Source organism: Psychrobacter sp. DAB_AL32B (assembly GCF_002224105.1).
In the GTDB taxonomy this organism is placed as follows: Bacteria; Pseudomonadota; Gammaproteobacteria; order Pseudomonadales; family Moraxellaceae; genus Psychrobacter.
This window is the reverse complement of the sequence record NZ_NEXU01000017.1, coordinates 174,404-193,226: the sequence shown is the minus strand read 5'-3', so window position 1 is coordinate 193,226 and position 18,823 is coordinate 174,404. Positions and strand designations below refer to the sequence as shown.

The 18,823-nt window shown below is 41.7% G+C and carries 16 protein-coding genes; 13 read left to right on the top strand and 3 right to left on the bottom strand.

What is annotated here, in order from left to right:
- Positions 1-392 precede the first annotated feature (392 nt).
- The 4 genes from CAN34_RS02420 (at position 393) to CAN34_RS02405 (ending at position 4,592) form a co-directional block, all read left to right on the top strand.
- Positions 393-605 (top strand): PspC domain-containing protein, encoded by a 213-nt coding sequence (locus tag CAN34_RS02420; RefSeq protein WP_079692554.1) that lies wholly within the window; start codon positions 393-395, stop codon positions 603-605.
- Positions 606-1,070: 465 nt separating this feature from the next.
- On the top strand, positions 1,071-2,045 hold the full coding sequence (gene glyQ, locus CAN34_RS02415; RefSeq protein ID WP_089554284.1) for a glycine--tRNA ligase subunit alpha: 975 nt from the start codon (positions 1,071-1,073) through the stop codon (positions 2,043-2,045).
- 9 nt (positions 2,046-2,054) lie between these two features.
- Entirely contained in the window at positions 2,055-4,148 is a 2,094-nt protein-coding gene (gene glyS / locus CAN34_RS02410; protein WP_089554275.1) for a glycine--tRNA ligase subunit beta, read from the top strand.
- A 132-nt stretch (positions 4,149-4,280) separates the two neighbouring features.
- On the top strand, positions 4,281-4,592 hold the full coding sequence (locus CAN34_RS02405; protein WP_368039464.1) for a hypothetical protein: 312 nt from the start codon (positions 4,281-4,283) through the stop codon (positions 4,590-4,592).
- Positions 4,593-4,692: 100 nt separating this feature from the next.
- Here the strand turns inward: CAN34_RS02405 and CAN34_RS02400 are convergent, their stop codons facing one another.
- The gene (locus CAN34_RS02400) at positions 4,693-5,154 is read right to left on the bottom strand and encodes a cell division protein ZapA (protein WP_089554274.1); all 462 of its coding nucleotides are present in this window, start codon (positions 5,152-5,154) and stop codon (positions 4,693-4,695) included.
- Between the two features lie 115 nt (positions 5,155-5,269).
- On the bottom strand, positions 5,270-5,710 hold the full coding sequence (locus CAN34_RS02395; RefSeq protein WP_079692550.1) for a hypothetical protein: 441 nt from the start codon (positions 5,708-5,710) through the stop codon (positions 5,270-5,272).
- 219 nt (positions 5,711-5,929) lie between these two features.
- Between CAN34_RS02395 and CAN34_RS02390 the strand changes: the two genes are divergently transcribed.
- The 5 genes from CAN34_RS02390 (at position 5,930) to CAN34_RS02370 (ending at position 11,441) form a co-directional block, all read left to right on the top strand.
- Entirely contained in the window at positions 5,930-6,583 is a 654-nt protein-coding gene (locus tag CAN34_RS02390) for a UPF0149 family protein (protein ID WP_089554273.1), read from the top strand.
- 129 nt (positions 6,584-6,712) lie between these two features.
- Complete coding sequence (locus tag CAN34_RS02385; RefSeq protein WP_089554272.1) at positions 6,713-7,210, top strand: nucleoside deaminase; 498 nt, start codon at positions 6,713-6,715, stop codon at positions 7,208-7,210.
- 35 nt (positions 7,211-7,245) lie between these two features.
- Positions 7,246-8,484, top strand: coding sequence for an acetylornithine deacetylase (gene argE / locus CAN34_RS02380; protein WP_089554271.1), 1,239 nt, complete (start codon positions 7,246-7,248; stop codon positions 8,482-8,484).
- 106 nt (positions 8,485-8,590) lie between these two features.
- Positions 8,591-9,346 (top strand): LysE family translocator, encoded by a 756-nt coding sequence (locus CAN34_RS02375; RefSeq protein ID WP_089554270.1) that lies wholly within the window; start codon positions 8,591-8,593, stop codon positions 9,344-9,346.
- 262 nt (positions 9,347-9,608) lie between these two features.
- Complete coding sequence (locus CAN34_RS02370) at positions 9,609-11,441, top strand: DUF3413 domain-containing protein (protein WP_089554282.1); 1,833 nt, start codon at positions 9,609-9,611, stop codon at positions 11,439-11,441.
- A 243-nt stretch (positions 11,442-11,684) separates the two neighbouring features.
- On the opposite strand, the gene miaB is transcribed toward CAN34_RS02370, so the two are convergent.
- Positions 11,685-13,175 carry a tRNA (N6-isopentenyl adenosine(37)-C2)-methylthiotransferase MiaB gene (gene miaB, locus CAN34_RS02365; RefSeq protein ID WP_089554269.1) on the bottom strand — a complete coding sequence of 497 codons (1,491 nt, stop codon included), beginning with the start codon at positions 13,173-13,175 and terminating at the stop codon, positions 11,685-11,687.
- Between the two features lie 406 nt (positions 13,176-13,581).
- On the opposite strand from miaB, the gene CAN34_RS02360 reads away from it, so the two are divergent.
- From CAN34_RS02360 to CAN34_RS02345, 4 genes are all read left to right on the top strand, one after another.
- Positions 13,582-15,795 carry a lytic transglycosylase domain-containing protein gene (locus tag CAN34_RS02360; protein WP_089554268.1) on the top strand — a complete coding sequence of 738 codons (2,214 nt, stop codon included), beginning with the start codon at positions 13,582-13,584 and terminating at the stop codon, positions 15,793-15,795.
- Positions 15,796-16,151: 356 nt separating this feature from the next.
- Positions 16,152-16,850 (top strand): ribonuclease T2, encoded by a 699-nt coding sequence (locus CAN34_RS02355; RefSeq protein ID WP_254423049.1) that lies wholly within the window; start codon positions 16,152-16,154, stop codon positions 16,848-16,850.
- 365 nt (positions 16,851-17,215) lie between these two features.
- A complete protein-coding gene (locus CAN34_RS02350) occupies positions 17,216-18,199 on the top strand; it encodes a malate dehydrogenase (RefSeq protein ID WP_089554267.1) in 984 nt (327 codons plus the stop codon).
- A 332-nt stretch (positions 18,200-18,531) separates the two neighbouring features.
- Positions 18,532-18,771: a DUF2789 domain-containing protein gene (locus CAN34_RS02345; protein ID WP_079692542.1), complete on the top strand. Its 240-nt coding sequence runs from the start codon at positions 18,532-18,534 to the stop codon at positions 18,769-18,771.
- Positions 18,772-18,823: the final 52 nt, after the last annotated feature.

The window sequence follows — 18,823 nt, the reverse complement described above, 5'->3', positions numbered from 1 at the left end:
TTATCTTGGCATTAATTTAGGTTTTTTCTCATTTTTATGATTCGGCTACGTTATCTGCTAACTTCTTATCAACTTAAATAAACCCTAGACTGGCAAAATTAGAGTAAAGAAAGCGCAAGATGCGAGAAACAAAGTTAATCTTGAAACAATTTGAAATAACTATTTAAAATCAGGGATTTACGGGTGTTAAGGACAGGTTAGAGTAAGCTTAAGTAGCATAAACTCACAAAGCACGTCTATATACTCAACAGATATAATATAAATGATTGCTATACTTATTCATAAGTTAAGAAGATAAAAAATCTTTAAAGTCTGTCAAAAGCATTAATGGTAAAAAAATATTAACGTTAAAAATAGAAATAAAATAAATAATTGTAAGAGAGGTATTTGATTTGGCTAAATTAGCAAAATTACATCGGTCACAGAATAATAAAATGATAGCTGGCGTGATGGGTGGCATTGCAGAATATGTCGGTTGGTCACCAACGTGGGTCAGGTTGCTATTCTTCATTGTCTCAACCTTAAGTGCAGCAGTACCGGGTATTTTAATCTACATTATCTTATGGATCATTATGCCGAAAGCAAACAGTCAGTCTTATCAGTGATTTCGTAATTAGTAATAGCTTTGATAAAAAATTCTTAGCAAAACAGATTTAATGTAAAAATTTTTAATAAGAAATAGCCGTTCCCCAAAAAACAAAAAGCCTGACTAATCAGGATACCAAGACATACTTTTCCTCCTGCCCAAATGCTCGCGCATTTGGGTATTTTTTTATCTATTGCTTTAATGGCTTTTATTGCATCAGTTTGCTTGTCAATAAGCCTTATTAGTGAATATTTCTGTCCACGAGATAAATTTAGTTCATGTAAATATAGATAAAATAGTCAATTTTTAGTAAGGTGAGCAGGCAAATAGCATCGTTGCCAAATAGGCTATACGAGTGCTATCAAAGATTTATTTATTAATACTAATTCACAGTGGTTTTGCTATGACACTTCAAACTATGATACCCGAAACTATGACATCCCAAGCGACAACCCCGATGATACAAGACAAAGATCCTCAACCGATGACGTTTCAAGATTTAATCATGACTTTGCAGAATTATTGGGCCGACAAGGGCTGCGTTATCTTGCAGCCTTATGATATGGAAGTTGGCGCGGGTACTTTTCATACCGCGACGTTTCTGCGCTCATTAGGTCCTGAGCGCTGGAATGCCGCTTACGTGCAGCCGTCACGTCGCCCAACGGACGGTCGTTATGGCGATAACCCAAACCGCTTGCAACATTACTATCAGTTTCAAGTAGTACTCAAACCTAATCCACCCAATATCCAAGAGCTATATTTAGGCTCACTTGAAGCCATAGGTATCGATCCATTGGTGCATGATGTGCGCTTCGTTGAAGACAACTGGGAGTCACCAACGCTTGGTGCATGGGGTCTGGGTTGGGAGATTTGGCTAAACGGTATGGAAGTGACTCAGTTTACTTACTTCCAGCAAGTGGGCGGTCTTGAGTGTTATCCAGTCACGGGCGAGATTACTTATGGTCTTGAGCGCCTAGCCATGTATGTGCAAGGTGTCGATAGCGTTTATGATTTGGTTTGGGCAGATGGTGAGTTTGGACGTGTTACTTATGGCGATGTCTTTCATCAAAACGAAGTTGAACAGTCTACCTATAACTTTGAACATGCCGATGTACCAATGATGGGACAGATGTTTGACTTTTATGAGCAGCAAGCGGATAAGTTAGTTGCTGAAGGTTTACCACTACCAGCCTATGAGATGGTGCTAAAAGCCTCACATGCCTTTAACTTACTTGATGCCCGCGGTGCGATTTCAGTGACCGAACGTCAGCGCTTTATCCTACGCGTACGTACGCTGGCTCGTAAAGTGGCCATTGGTTATGTCGAAGCACGCGCCAAGCTAGGCTTCCCACTGGCGGACGAGGCACATCGCCAAGCGGCGCTTGATAAGTATTTGCCAAAAGAAGACGTTGCAACTGAAAGTACAGACCACAACCAATCTACTAATAACCATAAATAGGAGCATCCCATGAGTACTATTTTATTTGAATTGGGGTGTGAAGAGCTACCTCCAAAAAGCTTAAAAATTTTACGCGATTCATTACAGCAAAGCTTCATTATACAATCAGCTGCAGCTAACATTACCTTTGATAGTATCAAAGCTTTTGCGGCACCGCGTCGTTTGGCGATTCAGATTCAAGGTATTGCTGATAAGCAGCCTGACCGTACTGAGGAAAAACGAGGGCCTGCGATTAAAGCAGCGTTTGATGCGGATGGTAATCCGACCCGCGCTGCGATGGGCTTTGCTAAAGGCTTGGGCATTGAAGCCAGCGAGCTGACGACTATCAATACCGATAAAGGCGACTACGTCGGTTATGTGCAAACCATTGAGGGGCAGGCGACTATTGAGCTGCTTCCTGCAATCTTTCAAACCGCACTTGATAACCTACCAATCGCTAAGCGTATGCGTTCGGGCGCCAGCCGCAATGAGTTCGTCCGTCCGGTACAGTGGGCAGTCTTGATGCAAGATGATGCTGTCATTGATGCTACTATCCAAGGACATCAGACCGGTAATCAAACGCGTGGGCATCGTTTCCATAGCCCTGATTACTATACTATCGCTCACGCCAATGATTATGAGCAACTTCTTGATGGCTTAAAAGTGGTGGTGGATTTTGATAAGCGTCAAATGCTGATTAAAAACCAAGTCAAAGCATTGGCAGATGAGGTTAATTCAGACGCGATTGTGCCACAAAGTTTGCTAGATGAAGTCACTGCCTTGGTTGATTTTCCAATTGCGCTACGTGCAAGCTTTGAGCCGCGCTTTTTACAAGTACCACAAGAAGCGCTTATCTCTACCATGCAAGCGGATCAAAAGTATTTTTGCTTGACGGATAAAGCCGGTACGCTACAGCCTTACTTTATTTTTATTACCAATATTGAATCTAAAGACCCCAATCAAATTATTGAAGGTAATGAGAAGGTTGTACGTCCGCGTTTGGCTGATGCTGAGTTTTTCTTCTTACAAGATCAAAAACAGCCATTATTTGCGCTAACAGAAAGCCTCAAAACTCGTGTATTCCAAGATAAGCTGGGTACTATTTGGGAAAAATCTGAGCGTATTGCTAAGCTTGCTGCTTTTATCGCTGCGTTAATGCAGCAGCAAGGACAGCAGATTGATATCGATGAGACAGTACGTGCAGCGATATTATCTAAGGCGGATTTGGCAAGTTCATTGGTCGGTGAGTATCCAGAGCTTCAAGGTATCGCGGGTACCTATTATGCCCGTCTAAATAATGAGCCTGAAGCGGTAGCAGCAAGTTTAGAAGAACAATATTTGCCCAAATTTAGCGGTGATGTATTACCGAAAACGCCGATTGGTATCTGTCTAGCGTTGGCAGATCGCTTAGATACGCTAGTGGGTATTTTTGCTATTGACCAAGCGCCTACTGGTTCAAAAGATCCCTTTAGCTTACGTCGTTCAGCGATTGGCATTCTACGTATTTTAATTGAAAAGCAATTGCCAATTAACTTGGTTGCCTTAGTTGAGCAAGCTATTAAAAACTATAGTACTGCTGACGGTAGCAAGATTACTAAGATGGGCGATACCTTTACCCAAGTATTGGCATTTTTAAACTCTCGCTATCGGGCGATGTATACCGAGCAGGGTGTCAGCGTTGATACCATTCAAGCAGTACAAGCCATTAATCCACACATGCCGCTTGATTTTGATCAGCGTATTCGTGCAGTACAAGCGTTTAGCGAGCTGCCACAAGCTTCAATGTTAGCTGATTCTAACAAACGTGTTGCCAATATTTTAGCTAAATCTGAAGGAGTAGTCGCCGATCAGGTTGACGCGTTGCTATTAACCGAGGACGCCGAAAAAGCGCTATATGAGGCTGTGCAACAAGCGCAGTCGAATGTCACGCCGTTACTTGAAACTGCCAACTATACGAAAATCTTGCAAACCTTGGTCAGCTTAGATGCGCCATTGACGCAGTTTTTTGCCGATGTGATGGTGAATAGTGAAGACGCGGCACTCAAAGCCAATCGCTTAGCGTTGCTTAAACAAGTACGTGCTTTATTTTTGACGGTGGCGGATATTAGTGAGCTGCAGTTATAATATTGTCAGCATAATTGCTAAATAATTTATTTTTTTAAAATGAAAACTGGCTCAATGTGGCCAGTTTTTTATGTGATTATTCTGAAGCGTTGAGTTTATAATGTATTCAGCCATATTTGAAGGAGCACTGCCGTGTTAGCCGTTATCATTGTAATCATCATTATCTGGATGGTAATGTGGGGGTTTTATAAGTTTATGTACCCACGTGCGCCCAAAAGCATGATGCCAAAAAAAGGCGATGTGATCACACTGCGTCAGTGCGATTTTTGTGGCAATAGCTTAGCTGAATATCGCGGTGTGCTTGAGAGCAATCCAAGCTTGGCTGTAGATAGTGAGAGCATTAGCAATAATAGCAACGTTGAAGATAACAAGGCGCTATTCTTTTGCAACTATGAGCACCAAGCAGATTTTCATGCGGGAAGGGTTTATAACTCAGATGTATAAATAATTATTTTACTGCTCGTAGCTAAAAAAGCGCTTAGTTTATTAAAGCTAAGCGCTTTCCTGTTTAATATATTGGGATCAACTTAATAGCAGTATTGACCTATAAGATAGAATGGGCGTCTTTTATAACTTTATTCAGCAATGCTTCAGATTGCTTGTTTTGCTGTAAACGGTCTTCTTCATTTCTTTTATTAGTCTGAATTTTCTCATGTAAATTTAAGCAGCATAGTACTAGTAAGCTTTCTTGGCTAAGACTCGGGGCATTTCTTCTGAGATTTAGCACGTAATCATTGATATAAAAAACCGCGGCACGCAATTCTTCTTCTTCATGTACTGGACAATAAATCGGATAGGTTACACCGGCAATTGCAATATCCACTTTTTTGACTTGTGGTTCAGGGGCGCTAGTGACTTTAGCCGCAGGTTTGGCAGCGTCACCTTGTGTGTTTGAATTATTTGAAACGACATTTTGTGATTTAAGCTCAGTCGTTTGTGCTTGGTTACTTTTTACTTGGCTCTCTTGCGGCTGTTTTTCTATAGATTTGGACTGGTTATCGGTCATGATAAATCCTACAATGTCTGGTCAGTAAAGTGGGTCATATAAGATATGACAGTGAATATCGTGCTAGCTTTATAGGCAAAAAACGATGCTGAATTGCTGTTGATTTAAGCTATCACTAACCTTCTGCTTGATCGATACGGGTTAAGCGCTGTAATACTACCTGCGTACGCTCAGCTGCCAATTCGTTTTTCTTTTTCAAATCACTATTTTGTTGTTTAATATCACTGTTTTGCTGTTTTAATTCATTATTATGTTGCTGCAGCTCACTATTTTGTTGTTGCAATTGGCTAATCTGCTTTTGTAGCTTATCTTGCTCTTCACCAATCATGTGGTGTGCTTCTGCTAGGTTTTGGTAGCGCTTATCGAGATCGTTTAATTGTTTTTTGGTACCATCGCGTTCTGTATAGCTGCTATCGAGTTTGGTTTTTAAGGCGGTAAGTTCTTGTGGATCGGTAAGGGGTTGTTGCTTGAGGCTGCTAAGTTCAGCACTGACAAGCTGATACTGTTTTTTGATGTCGAGTATCATTTTTTCTAATATTCTAAGTTGGTCATACATAGTCAGTTTTTATCCTTAACAAGTAAGCGTAAATGAATTTTGTTGTCTGCGTTTAATAATGCCATAGGTGACCGCATAATATCTATACCAACAAAGTAATTACCAGCATTGGGCTTAATCTCTTTATTTTTATTAGCCGCAGCCTTGTCGATGACATCGTGCTGCGTTTATTTTTATTTTATAAGCAATCATTAACAACCAACTATTAGGGCATCTATTATGAATGACAATATCTCTGGCTGGAATACGTGGCTAAAGGCGTTTGACGACTGGACTGATGTGTCTATCAGTGAGGTACATGGTCTAATGACAGGGCTGATGACCGCCTGCAATGCGCCTGACGAGCAGGTATGGGCAAAAGTATTTGAGGAGTTGAGTTTTGCGCCACTACCTGACGAAGCATTGACCTTGCTGACTGAAGAAGCAGAAGATACAGTGTTTCAGTTAAAAGACAAAGAAGATGCTTATTCTTATACGCCGCTTGTACCTGACGATGAACATGACTTATACGAGCGCGTGATGGCTCTGAAACAGTGGGCTAATGGTTTTATGACAGGCTTTGGTATTACTGATTGCGGTCTAAGTAGCGAAGAGAATGAGATGTTATCGGATTTGGCCAAAATTGGTGGAATTCGTCTAGAAGATGATGAAGATTTTGAAGGCGGCGAAGAGTCTTATCTTTATATTTATGAGTTTGCGCGTATGGTTCCAGTAAGTTTTGCCACTCGTCAACGTAAGCCGGTCAAAGATATTGCGCTGATCGCTGGACTTGCTATCGATGCCAAAACCACTAAAGAGCTACAAGCAGAAGGTAAGCTGCCAAAACCGATGCCACCAGTGATTGATATCATGAATCAAAATAATCCATCGTAAATGAAATGCATCATAAATGCTTCGATGCAATGCAAGATGGTGCGACGCAAGATAATGCGCCGCAATGTGGTGTAATATAAAGTGCAATAGGAACTGTGATTTACCATAAGGTGATAAAAGGAGATTGTGATGATAACTGACAATGATATGCAACATCTGCGTCGCTGCGTTGAGCTTGCCACCGAAGCTTTAGAGGCAGGTGATGAGCCATTTGGTAGCGTACTGGTCGATGGCGAGGGTCATGCATTACGCGAAGATCGTAACCGTGCCAATACGGTTGATGCAACGTATCACCCTGAGATTGCCGTCGCTCAATGGGCGGCAAAAAATATGACTGCCGATGCGCGTGCGCAAGCAGTGGTTTATACTTCCGGTGAGCATTGCGCTATGTGCTCAGCGGCTCATGCGTGGGCAGGGCTTGGTCGCATTGTTTATGTTAGTTCCTCAAAACAGTTGGGCGAGTGGATGAAGGAGATGGGTGTTAAATCCTCGTCACCGATCAATACTTTGTCTATTCAAGAAGTTGCGCCTGATGTCCCTGTTGAAGGTCCGATTGCCGGATTAGATGCAGAAGTAAAGGCGCTGCAACAACGCTCATTCCAAAAAGACTCATTCCAAAAAAACTGAGGTCTTTTTATTTTGTATCGTGATAAGGATATCTCATGACTGTCGCAACTCACAATAACGATAAAAAACAAGCTATGTTTAATGCTGATTATCCTAAAAACAGCATTGACTGGCTAACAAGGCTTATTGCCTTTGATACGGTTAGTCGCCATTCAAATTTGGCGTTAATTGAAGACGTGCAACGCTATTGTGAGCAATTAGGCTTAACAGTAGATTTGACCTTTAATAACGCCAAAAACAAAGCCAATTTATTCGTGACAGTACCAGCAGGGAAAAATGCGGATAAAGTAAATAACGGTCTTGTGCTATCTGGTCATACTGACGTGGTGCCAGTCGATGGTCAGGATTGGACATCAGAGCCATTTAGCGCAACGATACGTGATGACAAGCTATACGGGCGCGGTGCTTGTGATATGAAAGGTTTTATCGCTTGTGCTTTGACGCTGTTGCCAAAAGCGGTACAGCTATCGAATAGTGGTCAGCTACGTCGTCCTCTGCATTTGGCATTGTCATTCGATGAAGAAGTTGGCTGTTTGGGCGCGCCATTAATTTTGGCAGACTTAAAGGTACGCGGTATTACACCGGATTATTGTATCGTTGGTGAGCCGACCAATATGGCGATGGTGGTGGCGCATAAAGGTATTGCCGTCTACCGTTGCCGCGTGCATGGCAAATCTGCGCATTCATCACTGACAGCGACAGGGGTTAATGCTATCAGCTATGCCAGCCGTTTGGTGGGCTATGTTGATGAGTTGGCAGATGAATTAAGCCAGCGTCTTGATAATGATGTGCTGTTTGATGTGCCTTATTCGACATTATCTGTAGGAACGATACAAGGCGGTACAGCGACTAATATTGTGCCTAATTTATGTGAGTTTACCTTTGATTATCGCAATCTACCGCATATGACACAGGACGATATCCTCGCACCGATTCAAGCAAAAGTTGCAGAATTAACAGCACAAATGCAAGCACGCGCACCAGAAACCGGTATTGAACTGATGCAAGAGGAAAGCGTGCCAGCAATGACTGATAACGACAGTGGCGAGCTACAAGCGCTAATAGCCGCACTGACGGGGGATGATAAACGTCACAAAGTTGCCTATGCAACCGAGGGTGGACAATTTACCAATAGTGGTATTCCAACCATTATCTGTGGCCCTGGCAGTATTGAGCAGGCACATAAAGCCGATGAATATGTTGCGTTAAATGAGATTGAGCGCTGCGATAGTTTTTTACAGCGTCTATTAGCAAGTTGTACGGTGGAGAAATAAACTGCGCTTTCTCGGTATTAGTTGATATAAAATACACCGTCTTTATGGCGGTGTTTATTTTTTCGTGTAGTCAGTTAATTTTAAATAAAAAAGTAGGGGTTAGTTGATGTCTTGGCATCTGTTTGCGGTATTTTTTGCAAGTACGTTTTTTATCTCAGCGACTCCCGGTCCGAATATGCTACTGGCATTTCAGTATGGTCTTAATTATGGCGTCAAGCGCACCTTATGGACGCTGGCAGGTCTAAGCCTTGGGTTATTTATCCTGTTACTATCGACGCTATTGGGATTGGATGTTATCAGTCGGCAGTCGCCGTGGTTATTGACGGTCATTAAAACAGTAGGTGCCATCTACCTTATTTATTTGGGTATTTCATCGTGGCGTGATAATGCCGCTAACAACAGTTTAATGGATGATGCCAGTGTAATGAGCGCAATGAATGCGGAGGTTAGCGCAGAACTGGCAACGAGCTCTAATCGCCCTGATAATATCCAGCAACCTGATAAACTTAAGCCGCGCTCACTCTCTAGTGCAGCGGTTAGGGCAGCGCCTAGCGATTGGATGCTGTTTCGGACGGGTATGTGGGTGTCACTATCCAATCCGAAGGCGATTTTATTTTTTGCGGCCTTTTTTCCTAAATTTATCAATTTCAGTGCGCCGCTATGGCCACAATATATCATGCTAACGTTAGGGCTGTTTTTAAGTGAGACGATTTGGCAACTTATCTATACGATTGGCGGCAAAAAGCTGGCAGGTTGGTTGGATGTTGGCGAGCGTTTAGCTTGGCTTAATCGTGGTTGCGGGGTGATATTTATCTTAATTGCCGCGGCTTTATTGGCTGACGTCATCGCAAGCTTAATATAAAAGAGTGTTTATCTTAAAATGAGCTTAAAACAATTGTTCAAATCATTTAAAAGTCCTATAATTAACCATTTTTTTATTTAATGAGCTTTACTTTCATTAAAGCTGCTTTTTGCCCCAGTTATTTTCAAATCAGCCCAGTACAGCCTAAAAATTGACTACTACGTTATCCTTGATGCCATTATTACCGATGATTGAGCCAATCATTTTGCATAAAGCGTAAATGGTTTTAGTTCATTCAACTTTATTGCGACTTAATAATAATATGACTATTAAAGAAAGATTAACGACTTATGGATATTTTATCCTGATCAACTCTATTTTCGCTATTTTTATCGCCTTACGATACTTAAGGTTTTTACCTGAAGTACCGAGTGATATGCTAGGACTATTGTTTTTAGTCCTTTCGACATTCTCACATATGGTTGCTTTGACGGCTATTGTGAGCCTTATTCTGCTTCCCTTTTTCTTTTTACCTTATGGTTGGATACGCCGAATAATCGTTGCGACATTAGCATCGTTAATATTGGTTTATCTATTTATTGATACTGCTGTATTCGCAAGCTATCGCTTTCATATCAATCCTGCAATGTTAGATTTGATATTCGCAGGACAAATTGTTAGCTTATCTGTAGCGACCTGGCTAATGGTCATAGGTGCTGTGGTATTGGTATTTGCTATAGAATTAGGTGTTTTATATGCAATTGATGAAAGAAAGATTAGATTGCCAGCAAAAACAGGGCGTATTTTTAGCATTTCAGCAGTAACAGCTCTATTGCTAAGTCATCTAATCCATATTTGGGCCGCAGCGCACGCTTACCAATCAGTGACCCAGCTTAAACGCTATCTACCACTGTTCTATCCAATGACTTCTAATAGTTTAATGACTAAATATGGCTGGATTGATGAGGAAGCTTTAGAAAAGCAAAAATTGATGACTATGCAAAAACAAGGAGATTTTAAATTTCCATTACAACCATTGCAAACGCAAGTCGTAGCAAATCCTCCGAACATTGTCTTTTTAGTTATAGATTCTTGGCGAGCAGATACTTTTAATGCAGAAAACACCCCAAATCTTTGGAATTTTTCTCAAAATGGTACAATTTTTCAAAACCATCTATCAACAGGAAACGCAACGCGAGCAGGGATTTTTGGTTTTTTTTATGGTATTCCATCGACGTACTGGCACAGTGCAATAGATAATAAAACAAGCCCTGTTTTTATCGATCGTATGCAAGATTTAGATTACCCGTTAGGTATATTCGCATCTGCGCAACTACATAATCCTGAGTTTGACCAAACCGTGTTTTTAAAAGTGCCTAATCTTCGCAAAGAGTCCAAAGGCAGTACAGCGGTTGAGCGCGACCAAAATATTACAGAAGAATGGTTAAACTGGTTTGGACAAAGAGACCGCTTAAAGCCTTCATTTTCATTTTTATTTTACGATTCACCACATAGCTATGACTTCCCTAAAGACTATCCTCATCGCTATGAGCCAATGTTATCTGAAGTCAATTATTTAAAGTTAAATAATAAAACTGATCCTCAACCATTAATGAATCGTTATAAAACGAGCGTACATTTTGTCGACAGTCTTGCTAAGCAAGTATTAGATGAATTGAATGCCTCAGGAGAGATGGAAAACACTATCGTCATTATTACAGGTGACCATGGCGAAGAGATAAATGATAATAAGCAGAACTATTGGGGACATAACAGTAATTTTTCAAACCCTCAAATACACGTTCCTTTTGTTATCGTTGGTAAAAACGTGCCTACAAATGTCGATGGCTGGAATAACTACTTCACGAGCCATCAAGATGTTGTACCAACACTATTACAGAACTATCTTGGAGTGAAAAATCCAATACAAGACTATTCTATGGGAGTGGATTTATTGGGTAAGCCTGTTGATCGTGATTGGTTGCTTTCTTCTAGCTATAGCAAATACGCTGTAGTTGCTCATCAGGATATTATGGAGGTTGGCTCTGCAGGACAATTTTCATACATTGATAAGGAGTATAAGCCATTGAAAGAGGAACCCGATTACGCACTATTAAAGCAAGCAATGGAGCAAATTAGTCGTTTTAGTAAATAAGTTACGATAGTAGTCTCACCAATAAATAAGGGTAGTTTCAAATAAAGGTTAACTGCTAAAAATTTTATGCTGATAGAGAAATTCAATCAGGTTGCTTGCGATTAACTCTATTTATACGCTGTCTCAGGTTTGAAGAATTACTAAAAGGTGTTGTAAATAAAGCTTTTAAATAAGCATAAAAAAAGCCGTTCACTATTGAATAGCGAACGGCTTTTTTATTTACTCAAGATTATTTTCTAACGGTTATGCCAATATTTCGATTAGCTCGCCTTTTACCATATGCGGACTAACAAAGTCAGTCACGCGCACGCTGACGATTTTGCCAAGTAACTCGTCCATTTTATCAACATCATAAGGGAACATCACGGTACGAGTATTATCCGCCGTACCGATTAAGCAGTCAGGATGACGATTGGCGACTTGCTCAACCAAGACGCGGGTCGTAGTGCCAACCATCTCATGGGTTTTAGCAAGCGTTGAGTCGATAATCACTTGTTGAAATTCAGCCAAGCGCTCTTTCTTAGTTTTGAAGCTCACATCGTCTGGCAGTTCTGCCGCTGGCGTACCCGGACGCTTAGAATAAATAAAGCTGTATGAGTGATCGAAGTTTAGCTCTTTTGCCAAATTCAACGTCGCTTGAAAATCTTCATCGGTCTCCCCCGGGAAGCCAATGATAAAATCGCTCGATAAGTAAATATCAGGTCGAATGGCTTTAAGTTTATTAATCTGATTAATATAAACATCAATGGTATGGTTACGTTTCATCGCCGCCAAGATAGCGTTTGAGCCGCTCTGAACGGGCAGATGCAGGTGTGATACCAATTCTGGCAATTGTGCATAGGCATCAATGATGTCATCGGTGAATTCTAGCGGGTGACTGGTGGTGTAGCGAATACGCTCAACGCCATCGACGTGAGAGACATAGTGCAATAGCTCAGCGAAGCGGCAAATACTACCATCGTCTTTTTCGCCGCGATAGCCATTGACGTTTTGACCAAGTAGATTGATTTCACGCACACCTTGTTCGGCTAAGCTGTCGATTTCAGCCAATACATCATCAAGTGGGCGCGATAATTCTTCACCGCGAGTATAAGGCACCACGCAAAACGAGCAATACTTCGAGCAGCCCTCCATGATAGAAACAAAAGCTTTATAACCTTCTACTCTTGGCTCTGGTAAAAAATCAAACTTTTCGATACTTGGGAAAGATACATCCACAGTACCAATACGATTTTTAGGTGCAATCTCGCGTTGCTCATGTGATTGGTCATATAGCTCTGGCAAACGGTGTAAAGTTTGTGGACCAAAAACCATGTCAACATAAGGCGCGCGTTTTTGGATGTTGTCGCCTTCTTGTGAAGCGACACAGCCGCCAACGCCGATGACGAGGTCAGGACGTTTTTCTTTCAGTTTACGCCAGCGACCCAATTCTGAAAAGACTTTTTCTTGGGCTTTTTCGCGAATGGAGCAGGTATTCATCAGCAGTACATCGGCTTCATCGATATCATGGGTCACTTCCATGCCGTGTGAATCGCCAAGGACATCGAGCATTTTGCCCGAGTCATAGACATTCATCTGACAGCCTTGGGTGGTGATAAATACTTTTTTAGTTGCTGATTTTACCGGTGCTTCGGCTGAACTTGGTTCTTTGAGTGCAGTGACGGCAGGCGCAATAGCAGTGATGTCAGCGACAGCAGCGTCATCGAGGCGAGGATTGAATACAGTAACACTCATAAGGATAAGTCCATGATTGACTAAAAATATAGCGGGGTAGGCGATTAACAGGTGGCGTATTTTATCACAACCCCACGTCAATGTGAAAAATTAGCGTGTGCTAGTAATGATAATGGTAATAGATTATTTATAATAGTATCAATTGCTTATCGAGCATTATTTGGCTATAACTGGTATCAGTAATAATGAACAATGATTAATGCTCGATAACACCTCTGTGTTACACAGTGCTATCCAGTTTATTAATGAAAAGTAAAGCTTATGGTTGAAAGTGCAACGAGTATAGTATGATGAATGCAATCCTATCAGCACTATTCAATAAATTGCGATTCAAACCGTTTTAGAAAAATTATTTAAGACACATTACTTAGATGAATTATTTAGACATATTATAAAGAGAGTCAGTATGACAAAGCCGCAGGTTGCTCCTGGTATCATGGATAAGAATGCTCATCATCAAAATTATACGCCCGAACGGTTTAAAAAAACCGGGCTCAGAACCAGTGCGCTGAGTTTGGCGACAGCGGTAGGAGCGTTAGGATTTTCGCAACTTGCTTGCGCAGAATTGACATGGGGCGATAGTAGTACATACCAACAAGAAGGCAAGTATCAAGTAGAAAGCTACCAGCCTGAGAGCTATAAGCCTGACGGTTACACACAAAATAACGCTCAACAAAACAGCTCGCCACAAAATAGCGGTTATCAGCCAGACAATGGAGTGGGTTCATTCACTGCGGCGGCAATTGCGGCAGAACGCGGCGATGTTAATGCGCTTTATAATTATGAGCAAGCAATGAGTGGCGGCTTGTTTGCCATGTATCCAACTTACTGGCGGATGAATCTGGATCTTAATTCGCAAAGCTCAGCGGCCGTATCGCAGTTTGTACGCCAATATCCGGATACAGTGATGGCGGAAAAGCTGGTTGCTGATTTTGCTGAAACCAAAGCTGGGTCAAATGATTATGCCTCAGTACGGCAAGTTGCGAATCTAATTACCAACGCCGATGACAGTGAACGCTGTGCCGTTGCGTTGGGATTCAATAACGGCGGCGATACCATGCGCGCCATGGCAGCGAAGTCTGATGTGTGGCTGACGACCAAAAAGCAGCCTGCTCTATGTGATCAGTTGGCGCTAGAGATGAATAACAACGCGCTGATTAGTAATCAAGACCGTACCTCCCGTCTTAAACGTATGCTACGTAAAGGTAAGACCGGCGATATTATGGCGTTGTCTTCACGTTTGGGCACGCCTATTCCTTATTCGTCATTGAGTGAAATCCAACTAAGCCCATCGTCATTCTTCAGTCGTTTTGCCAGTGAGCCTGCTAGCCAAAACAATCAATATTTGTACTTGTATGCCATAGGGCGTATAGCAGAAAAGTCTTATCGTGAGGCCGCGCTACAGTTAGATTTTGATATCAAACAAGACGATCAGCGTTCAGCTAAATTATTGACGGATGATACTCGCCGCGCAGCCTATCGTACCCTTGGTGTACAGCGCATGAATCACAATACCGACGATGGCTTTAACGTTGAAGCCGTTGACTGGTTCCGTAATAGCTTAGACAATGACTTTAGTTTTGAAGAAGCAGAATATTATGCCATGGCAGCGATTCGTTTTAGTCGTTGGGATGATGTGGTTGAAGCCATCTCAAGAATGGATGCTGAGTCGCAAAAAACCAACCAATGGCAATATTGGCTGGCACGTGCGTATGAGCAGTCAAACGATTCAAGTAAGCGTAATACCGCTAAGAAAATGTATCAAAATTTGGCGAAGAGCAACGAATATTATGGTTTGATGGCAAAAGATAAAGTCGGTCAACGTTTTGATGCTAGCCGTTTGGGTGGTAGTAATTTACCAAATGTCAGCAGCGCTGATCGAGCTCGTGCGTTGCAAAATCCACATTTTGCCCGAGCATTTGCTTTATATAACGCCGATGCCAGTCGCGCCTATGCCAATCGCGAATGGAACTGGGCGGTGAAAAAAGCGCGTGATAATCGTGACAATAATTTGATTATTGCTGCTGCTCGCCAAGCGTACGACATAGGTTGGCTTGACCGTGCGATATATGCGATTGATAATACCGACAGCGTAAACAGCTTGGCGATATCGCATCCGATGCCGCATCAAAGTGCTGTAGTTCGCTATAGTCAATCAGCTGGTATTGATCCGGCATGGGCATACGGTATTATGCGTCAAGAGAGTCGTTTCGTACCCTCTGCGCGCTCTAATGTTGGTGCGAGTGGACTGATGCAAGTCATGCCAGATACCGCAAAATATATCGCTCGCAATTTGGGTGAGACCTACAGTGCTAGCCGCGCCAATAGTGGCGATACTAATATTCGTTATGGTACGTGGTATATGGGTGATATCTTTGGTAAATTGAACAGCCAACCTGTATTGGCAACGGCTGGCTATAATGCTGGCCCGAACAATGCCAAGCGTTGGCAGCCAGCTTATGGCTCATTGGCGGCAGATCAATATGTCGAATCGATTGCTTTTCCTGAAACGCGCAATTACGTCAAACACGTGATGGAAAATGCCACTATTTATAGCAGCCTATTAGGTCGTGGTCAGCCGATTAGTCAGCGTATGGGTACCGTGCCTGCCGGATTCTAACGCTTACTGATGCTACTAAAAAACCATTAACGGTAAAGACTGTTAGTGGTTTTTTCATATCTTTATTTTTGCGTCGCTATTCAATGATGATGAGAATAACGCCCAAATTAAATGACGCTTACGTTTTTGCTATAGATTAAAAAAAGCATTTTGCTACCATTGCTTTAATTATCATTTGCATTGCTCCGTGTATTCTTAGGTTATTAATTTAGGCGCTTTCAGCGCTAGCACCTAAGCTTATAAGCTACTTTTATCCTTGCTAAATGCTCTAACTCCTTATGATTAAAACATATTTCAATCTGCCCATATCGTCGCAAGCTAGGTGTCGGCTATCTATTCAGACCAAGGTGGGCTCGATGTCAAAGACAGTGCTATCAGATCATGTAAATAAGTGCTTGATGAGCGAAAAATATGTCAGTAAAGGCCGTACTGCTACCGGTATTGCCGCTTTGCTATTGCTGCAAGGGGCGACAATGCTGCCTGCGCAAGCTGCTAATGCTGCCAAAATCGGACAGCGCGTATTGATGATTGAGATGACGCCAGCCTTATGTAATTTACAACCAACGCGTTCTCGTATGCGCCAGTGCCTAGAAGGGTATTCTTTAACGGTATCAGGCTTAGATATGGGCTATGGTGAGCGCTGTGGGCGCGGTAGCGATCCACGTCTGACACCCCTACAGCTAAAAGTGGTTAACCGTATCATGCCTGATACGACGGTTCGTACCCAAGCTTGGCAGCGCTATGGCGCGTGTAGTCCGCTCAGCGCCAGCAGTTATTTTCGGCAAATCACCAACTATGCTGGTGCATTAAAGCTGCCTAATGAGTTAAATACTGGGAATAGCTATACGGTGCTAAAATCTCGTTTTATTGGGCAAATGACCCAGCTTAATAGTGGCATGTCTCCTGCTAGTGTTGATTTACTCTGTCAAGTCGGTAGTCGTCGTCAGATGATATTGACCGATGTGCATGTTTGTTATGAGGGTAGTCAATTCGGCACTTGTCATAATGTCGTGGATAACTGTGGCAGTAAATTTATTATTTCAGGCGGTAAATAATATTCCTTTATTAATCTAGTTATGGATTGCGTATCTAAAGCACGTCATTAGCCGGCAGCGCCAATCATTCAAAAACTCTTTTCAACGTTTTGATATTCATCGAAATGCTTCTGATAAAGCACACTTTAAATCTTATTCTGTCTTCCTCTATTACTTTATTAATATAGTTATCTATAACAATTGTCGATATTTTTTCGTATAAAATGTAACAATATAGTTATGGATAGCTTTCTCGCTTTCTCTAGACGGTTAATACGCTGAAGTGCTACACTAACCCTCGGTTTATGACTGCTATTATTCATCTAGCAAGTCGATATCTAAAATGATAATCATGAATTATCTAATAATCAATTAGGGAATATTCTATGAAACAGCCTGTACGTGTTGCCGTAACTGGTGCCGCTGGTAATATCAGCTATGCTATGTTATTTCGTATTGCATCTGGTGAAATGCTAGGTAAAGATCAGCCAGTAATCTTGCAATTACTTGAAATCGCTCCAGCACTAGACGCCTTAAAGGGTGTGGTTATGGAATTAGAAGACTGTGCATTCCCTCTATTAGCAGGTATCGTACAAACTGATGATGCCAATGTTGCTTTTAAAGATATCGATTATGCTTTGCTAGTAGGCTCACGTCCTCGTGGCCCAGGTATGGAACGTAAAGATTTGCTAGAAGCCAACGCTGCGATTTTCTCAGCGCAAGGTAAAGCATTGAATGACGTTGCTAGCCGCGATGTTAAAGTATTGGTAGTAGGTAACCCTGCTAATACCAACGCTGTTATTGCTCAGCGTAATGCACCAGATTTAGACCCACGTAACTTTACTGCGATGACTCGTTTGGATCATAACCGCGCAATGGCACAGTTAGCAGGTAAAACTGACAGCACCATTAATGACGTGAAAAAAATGATCATTTGGGGCAACCATTCATCAACTCAGTACCCTGATTTGACTGCTTGCACCGTAAACGGTAAGCCTGCATTAGATTTAGTAGATCGCGAATGGTATGAAGCGACTTATATCCCAGAAGTACAACAACGCGGTGCGGCAATCATTAAAGCTCGTGGTGCCTCTTCTGCAGCCTCTGCTGCAAACGCTGCAATTGCACACGTACGCACGTGGGTAATGGGTACTGATGATAACGACTGGGTATCTATGGGTGTTTACTCTAATGGCGAGTATGGTATCTCTGAAGGCTTGATTTACTCGTTCCCATGTACTTGTAAAGATGGCGACTGGTCTATCGTTGCTGACGTTGATGTGTCTTCAGCTTTCTCAAAAGAGAAGATGGCAGCCACTGAGCAAGAGCTTAATGAAGAGCGTGATGCAGTAGCACACTTACTACCATAAGTCGCTAAACAGCTAAAAATTTAGCCCTGTTTATTAAGCATATAATGTATAACACGTATATGATGTATGAAAAGCCCTCACAAACTTTGAGGGCTTTTTTGTGGTTTAGCATATATCTTTAGAATCTGCTGTTTTCTAATGCTTAACATAAGTTGCTTTCATAACTTCTCAGTTTTGTACCATCAACGCGAGACGGTTAATACAATTGATAACGTTAGATAAACGTTGATTAACAGCTATTATCATAAAGCTTGCTACAATAAAATGGTTAGTCTAAATAATAAGCACATACAAATCTGTGTCATTAATCTGTATCATTTAAGGAGAAAGTTATGTTGGGTGAACCTGAATATAATATGAATGAGCTATTTGCTCAGTTAGGGCTGGATAGCTCAGACGAAGCAATTGATAGTTTTATCGACAATAATAAATTGGCAAAAGAAGAGAAGTTAATAGAAGCTAAGATTTGGACGGACAGTCAACGAGCTTTTCTACAAGAAGAATGGGAAAAAGATGCGGAATGGGTTGAGGTCATTGATGACTTAAACGTGCGACTGCATCCAGATGCTTAGAAGAAAATGAGATTTTTATAAAAGCGCATTTATAAAAAGCCCACAACGATAA